The sequence below is a fragment of the Flavobacterium sp. genome, assembly GCF_041911335.1.
Lineage (GTDB): Bacteria > Bacteroidota > Bacteroidia > Flavobacteriales > Flavobacteriaceae > Flavobacterium.
The window spans coordinates 1-6,264 of record NZ_JAYRPD010000002.1 but is presented as its reverse complement, the minus strand read 5'-3'; the positions used below and the strand labels follow the sequence as shown (position 1 = coordinate 6,264).

General features: G+C 33.7%; 7 protein-coding genes. All 7 read right to left on the bottom strand.

All coding sequences use genetic code 11. From position 1 onward, the window contains the following. Positions 1-629 (bottom strand): polysaccharide biosynthesis/export family protein (locus ACE3PD_RS00315; protein WP_374398498.1); only part of this gene is annotated, 629 nt, incomplete at its 3' end. Positions 630-939: 310 nt separating this feature from the next. After that, positions 940-1,860, bottom strand: a complete 921-nt coding sequence (locus ACE3PD_RS00310) for an NAD-dependent epimerase/dehydratase family protein (protein WP_374398496.1) — start codon at positions 1,858-1,860, stop codon at positions 940-942. Further along, positions 1,857-3,116, bottom strand: coding sequence for a glycosyltransferase family 4 protein (locus ACE3PD_RS00305; RefSeq protein ID WP_374398494.1), 1,260 nt, complete (start codon positions 3,114-3,116; stop codon positions 1,857-1,859). The genes ACE3PD_RS00310 and ACE3PD_RS00305 overlap by 4 nt, the downstream gene beginning before the upstream one ends. 1 nt (position 3,117) lies before the next feature. Beyond that, the gene (wecB, locus tag ACE3PD_RS00300) at positions 3,118-4,257 is read right to left on the bottom strand and encodes a non-hydrolyzing UDP-N-acetylglucosamine 2-epimerase (RefSeq protein WP_374398492.1); all 1,140 of its coding nucleotides are present in this window, start codon (positions 4,255-4,257) and stop codon (positions 3,118-3,120) included. Between the two features lie 32 nt (positions 4,258-4,289). Then, on the bottom strand, positions 4,290-5,462 hold the full coding sequence (locus ACE3PD_RS00295) for a capsular polysaccharide biosynthesis protein CapF (RefSeq protein WP_374398490.1): 1,173 nt from the start codon (positions 5,460-5,462) through the stop codon (positions 4,290-4,292). A 3-nt stretch (positions 5,463-5,465) separates the two neighbouring features. Next, positions 5,466-5,900 carry a WxcM-like domain-containing protein gene (locus ACE3PD_RS00290; RefSeq protein ID WP_374398488.1) on the bottom strand — a complete coding sequence of 145 codons (435 nt, stop codon included), beginning with the start codon at positions 5,898-5,900 and terminating at the stop codon, positions 5,466-5,468. Between the two features lie 72 nt (positions 5,901-5,972). Beyond that, on the bottom strand, positions 5,973-6,264 hold a 292-nt coding region (locus ACE3PD_RS00285; protein ID WP_374398486.1), incomplete at its 5' end, for a polysaccharide biosynthesis protein.

Below are 6,264 nucleotides of genomic sequence, written 5' to 3'. Positions count from 1 at the left end.
GAAAGGTCTATTCTTTCTTTGGTAATTACTCCATCAATATTTCTCAGCACTAAAATATCATTTCTTTTCCCGTATATGGTAAGGTCCCCTGCTAATCCAATTGCTCCTAAAAGTGTAGTTTGCGCATCTGGGATATAGTATGTACCGGGTTTGTTTACTTCACCTAAAACCGTCACTTTATAGTTAGTGTTCTTCACCGAAACTTGCGGATTAACGACATAAGTCGCTAGTTCTTTTTTTAGGATCTCTTTTAATTCTTCTGTTGTTTTGTTTTCTGTATTGATTTTGCCCAATACTGGGAACTCTATATTTCCTTGAGCATCTACTACATAAGTAGGCCCTTGAGTAGTAGTTTGGTTTTGTGTGGGTGTATTGCTGCTTGGTAATGAAAATTGTAAAATTTGACCTGAAGAAAAGTTTTGATTGAATGGTCTTACCACATCCATGTCTTTGGCTGTCACCAGAATTACTAATTGGTCATTAGGCTGGATGGTAGATTTTGCATTTCTTGCAGAAGCATCTAACGCTATGTCTTCTATATTTTGCATATAATCTATACTTTTCTTACTTGTACAAGCATTAAAAAACAGCCATAGTAAAGGTAAGAGAATTAAAAATTTATTTTTCATTTACATTGTTATTAATCATTATTAAAATAGTTTTTATCAATTTTAAGTAAAGTAACTTTTAAAATCTGATATTATTGTGTTTTTCATCAAATAAATAAACAGTTCATCTATTTCCCTTCTTCATCATCTTTTCCTCTTATGCAAGAGTAATATTTTTTTTAATAAAAGCAACAGGATACTGAGCTGTGGATTTACTGAACCAAATGCAAAACTACATAATTATAGAGAATTTTCAAATTTGTTTTTTAAGTAATCAAAAGGTATAAACCGTTTCGTCTTCTAGTATTTTATTTTTTTCATTCTTCTTTTTCTATGTAAGAGTGTCTTTTATTTTCTTGAAACTTTTAATAGTGTCTGTAATTCCTTGGTGCGGAGAGACTGGAAGCCTGTTTATGCCTAAAGCATTTTTAATTTTTTGGTTAGAGACCACATAGTTTTCAGTGAGTTTTTTCATTCTTTCTGAGTTTAAAGGAAGATTCACTACATCCCCCAGTTTTGCAATGGCGTATACTATAAATTTAGGCAGATGTAAGAATTTAGTTTTCTTGCCCAATACCTTATTAATGATGACTACGAGTTCGTTGGTAGATAAAGATTCATCATCTGCAAAATTATAAATCCCAGATTTCAGGTTTTTATTATTTAACATTTCGTACATCATAAATGATAGGTTATCTATACTTAGAAACGAACGATGATTAACAAATTTGGTTAAAGGCCAAGGTATTCCTTTTTCTAAGACACTAGAGAGTATGTTTAAATTTCCTTTATTACCAGGACCGTGAATCATACAAGGACGAATAATAAATAATCTTTTGTTAAGTGGTAAATTTTGGGCTAATAAATATAGCTCTGCTTCCAATTTTGATTTACCATAGGGTGTTTGAGGATTAGGAATCATCTCTTCGTGCACTATACTTTCTGTATGGTCTACAACTGCTTTTACAGAACTAAAAAAGAAAAAATCTTGAATTTCTGATTTTAGAAACTCGTGAAACAGCTCAATGGTTAAATCTCTGTTAATTTCAAAATACTCTTTTTCTTCTGCTGTTTTTTCTACATCATGGGCTTTACCTGCTAAGTGTATTAATGCGTTTGCTTTTTGATTTAATTGTGTAGACCATTCTTTATTTCTGAGGGACAGTTCTTCTACAAAAATATTTTTCTGCTTGAGATACCTAGATAAGTTTTGACCTACAAAGCCAGAGGCTCCTGTAATGATGGTTTTCATTTAAAAAAAAGGTTATTTATAAGATTAACATATTTTTTTGTTACCACCTGCTTTGTATAATGATTTTCGATTGTTTTTAAACCGTTTGAACCTAATATACGAAGTTTTTCTTCTGTAGCCGTTTTTAGAAACTTTTCAATATGAGCTACTTTTTCTGATAAATCCGCTGTAGAAATAATTTCTGCACAATTCAAATCTTTCAAAAAGTTTACAATTGGTGTATTATCTCCAGAACAGATCAACATAGGCTTACCACATGCCATTATTGTATAAACTTTGGAAGGAAAACCATGTCCCTCCATTTCTTTAGACATAAAGATATATTGCAAGTCTGCAAATGCCAACAATTGTGGCATCATTTCCCTAGGCTGATATGGTAAAATATATAAGTTTTCTAAGCTGTATTCCTTTTTCTGATCTTCAATATATTTTTTCATAACTCCTTCACCGATAACATAAAAATCAATCGGATCGTTTTTCATTTTCTTTGCCGTTTCAATTAAAGGATACCAATCTTGTGCATGACCGACATTTCCTGCATACATCAACTTAAGATTATTATTTGCTTTAAATAAACTATTATCAATTTTTAAAGAAGAATAAGAAAGAGGATGGTATAGGTCTGTATCTACGAAATTAGGGATTATATGAAGTTTAGACTTGTTTTCAAATCGCTCTATAACGGTATCATAAAAAATCTGATCAATTGTTGTAACAGCGTCTGATTTGTTATACACAAAGCGCTCCAACCATTTTAGAATTCTAATAATAGGTTTAGACTTTAATCCACCTTTTTCAATCAAAAAATCAGGGTATATTTCCTGAACATTGTATACAACTTTAGCTTTTTTAATTTTTCCTATAATCAAATTAACAAATCCAATTGTAAGCGGTGGCGAAGGAGATAATATTGCATTAATGTTTCGTTGCCCTAACCCGAGAACAAGTGCCATAAGATGCCAGAATATAAAACCAACGATTCTTAATAATGTGGACTTAAATTTTTTCTGAGGTATATGCAGAACTTTTACACCATTAAAGTTACTTTCATAATAAAAACCAAAAAACTTCTTTTTTAATGGTTGTTTAATGAGCTCTTCAGGTACAATATTATAATGAGGAGTGGTTGTTAAAACAACCACTTCAAAACCATGCTCTTTAAATGCTTTAGCAATATCCTTGTATAAATAGGCGGTTGAAACTCCGTCTGGACTAAATACGATACTGTGTATTAATATTTTTTTCCTTAATGTCATTTTATATCTCTTCCGACCAAACAGTCCTTTTTATATAATCCGTATAGGAAATAATAATTCGAACCACTTTCTCGGAAACATTAGGCATCGAATAATCGGCAACGGGTCTAAAATTGCGCTCTTTACCAACTTTTTGTTGTAAAACTTGAGTTAAACCTTGCATAATACGCTCTGGGCTTAAACCTACCATCATCACCGAGGCTTCTTCCATGGCTTCAGGACGTTCATGAGCCTGACGAATGTTTAAGGCTCTAAAATTTAAAATCGATGATTCTTCTGAAATGGTTCCGGAATCTGATAATACAGCATATGCTCTCTTTTGTAAGGCATTGTAATCGTGAAAACCGAGCGGTTTCAAGAATTGAATCTCAGGACGCATTTCAATTTTCATTTTCTCAATCATGTTTCTAGTTCTTGGATGAGTTGAAACAATGATTGGAAATTTATATTTTTCCGCTACCTGATTTAAAGTAGCCATTAGGTTTGTGAAATTTTTCTCGTTATTGATGTTTTCCTCTCTATGAGAAGATACCACAAAGAACTTCCCTTCTTCTAAATTTAATTTTTCTAAAACAGTTGAAGCTTCAATTTGTGGTAAATAGTGATGTAGTACCTCAAACATAGGAGAACCTGTTTTGATAACCCTGTCCGCTGATAATCCTTCTCGCAATAAATACTCACGTGCTATATCCGAATACGTTAAATTGATATCCGATACATGATCTACAATTTTACGATTCGTTTCTTCAGGAACTCGTTGATCAAAACAACGATTCCCAGCCTCCATGTGAAAAATAGGAATATGTCGCTTCTTAGCAGCTATTGCACACAAACAAGAATTGGTATCTCCAAGTACCAAAAAGGCATCGGGCTTTTCTGTTTCCAACACGGAATCAATGTTGATTAAAATTTGTCCCGCCGTAGTAGTAGCATTTGAACCTGCTGCATTGAGAAAATGATTTGGCTTGCGCAAGCCTAAATCTTCAAAAAACACTTCGTTAAGCTCATAGTCATAGTTCTGACCCGTGTGCACTAAAATGTGTTCGATTGCTTCAGATTGGTCCAATGCAATTAATACTCTAGATAAACGAATTATTTCAGGTCGTGTACCTACAACGGTTAAGACTTTTAATTTTTTCATATTGTATTTTTTTCTAAATCTTCAATTTTAAATTATACTTCCTCAAAAAAAGTGTCGGGACGATTGGGATCGAAACTTTCATTTGCCCACATAAAAGTGACCATATCTTCTGTTTCTGAAAGATTGATGATGTTGTGGGTATACCCCGGAATCATTTCTACCACTTCCATTTTTTCACCACTCACATAAAATTCGTTAATTGGGAAATCATTACCATTTTCATCTTTCCCAACTTTTCTCAATTGAATGAGGCCTTTTCCGCTAACAACCACAAATTTTTCATTTTTGGTATGGTGCCAATGTTGGCCTTTTGTGATGCCTGGTTTTGAAATATTTACAGAAAACTGTCCTCTTTCGGGGGTTCGAATAATTTCGGTAAAACTACCTCTTGGGTCGATATTCATTTTTAGAGGATAGGAAAATTTCGCTGCTGGTAAATAACTCAAATAGGTAGCGTATAATTTCTTTTCAAAAGTGTTAGGGGTGACATTCGGCACTGTTAAATTTTCGCGTTGTTCTCTAAAACTATATAGTAAGTCAACAATTTGTCCAAGTTTTAGCTGATGAATTGTTGGAACAATGCAAAAATCACCATCTCGGGTGGCTTTATTCGTTAATGCGCCGATCAATTCTTCTACCACATCATCTATATAAACTAAAGTCATTGCTACATTAGGGTCGTTTACAGAAATGGGTAAATCATTTGCGATGTTATGACAAAAAGTAGCTACAGCACTGTTGTAATTAGGTTTGCACCATTTCCCAAAAATATTGGGAAAGCGATAAATAAGTGCCTTTTCTCCGCGTTCCTGTGGAGAAAAATGAGACCTTACTGCCTCTTCTCCTGCTTTTTTGCTAATGCCGTAAGGATTATCCAACTCTGCTTGAGTGGAAGAAGCAAGTACGATAGGACAATTGTTATTATTTTCTTTAAGTTTCTCTAACAGGACTGTTGTAAAGCCAAAGTTACCAGTCATAAACGCACTTTGTTCTATTGGGCGATTTACTCCGGCTAAATGAAATACAAAGTCAACCTCTTTACAAGCTGCTTCTAATACGGAAGCATCGGACTCTCGACTGTATTCAATAATGTGTAAATCAGTTCCTAAAACAGGATGCTTCGCCTTTCCTGCTTTAATGTTGTTTAATTGTGCAACTAAGTTTTTACCTACGAAACCATTGGCTCCGGTTATCAATATTTTCATAAACTATTTTATTGTTAAAAAATCATCGGCATGATATTCAAATCTAAATTCATCGTCGACTTCACCCAACTTATAATCGGCTAAGACGAGCAATTTAGCACCCTCTTCCAGTGCTTGAATACTACTTACAAACCCTGCTGGAACATGCAAAATATCCATTTGATCGGCCTTCAATACAAAGCAATAAGGCTGTAAGTCTTTTAATCCTTTTTCAAAATAAGCAATGGAGAGTATTTGAATTTTAAAAGAACCTTTAATAGCAGAAAACCATCGTTGCTCAATCTTATGTCCTTGCCAACCACGAACAAATGCAGCATCTCTATTTTCAATTGTATAAATTCTTTTTACTTCTAAAGCATTAAAATCATTATTAAATTGCAAAACACCTCGGTCATCGGCATGACTATTACCTTTAATTATTTGTGGAAGCACTTTCATAACATTGCTATTTAAAACCATTTCTTAGTAAACAAACTACCAAACACTATTCACCAATCACTATTCACTAAATCATCCAGGCATTTGAGCCACGTCTTCTCCAAAAACTTCCTTTCGAATCAATGGCAATTTCGAGATTAAGCTTTTTAATCCTTCAACCCCTTGTTGCTCTGTATTGTGTGAATGATAATCTTCGATTTTAGACACATCTTCTTCCCCTTCCGAGAAATATTTGGCATAATTCAAATCTCTGTTATCCGCTGGAATACGATAAAAATCGCCCATATCTTCGGCCTTCATCATCTCTTCGCGGGTACAAAGCGTTTCGTATAATTTCTCGCCATGACGTGTTCCAATTATTCTT

What these genes read in the sequence shown, in the direction of transcription:
- ACE3PD_RS00310 (WP_374398496.1), bottom strand. Translation starts at nt 1,860, where the DNA reads ATGAAAACCATCATTACAGGAGCCTCTGGCTTTGTAGGTCAAAACTTA.
- ACE3PD_RS00305 (WP_374398494.1), bottom strand. Translation starts at nt 3,116, where the DNA reads ATGACATTAAGGAAAAAAATATTAATACACAGTATCGTATTTAGTCCA.
- wecB (WP_374398492.1), bottom strand. Translation starts at nt 4,257, where the DNA reads ATGAAAAAATTAAAAGTCTTAACCGTTGTAGGTACACGACCTGAAATA.
- ACE3PD_RS00295 (WP_374398490.1), bottom strand. Translation starts at nt 5,462, where the DNA reads ATGAAAATATTGATAACCGGAGCCAATGGTTTCGTAGGTAAAAACTTA.
- ACE3PD_RS00290 (WP_374398488.1), bottom strand. Translation starts at nt 5,900, where the DNA reads ATGAAAGTGCTTCCACAAATAATTAAAGGTAATAGTCATGCCGATGAC.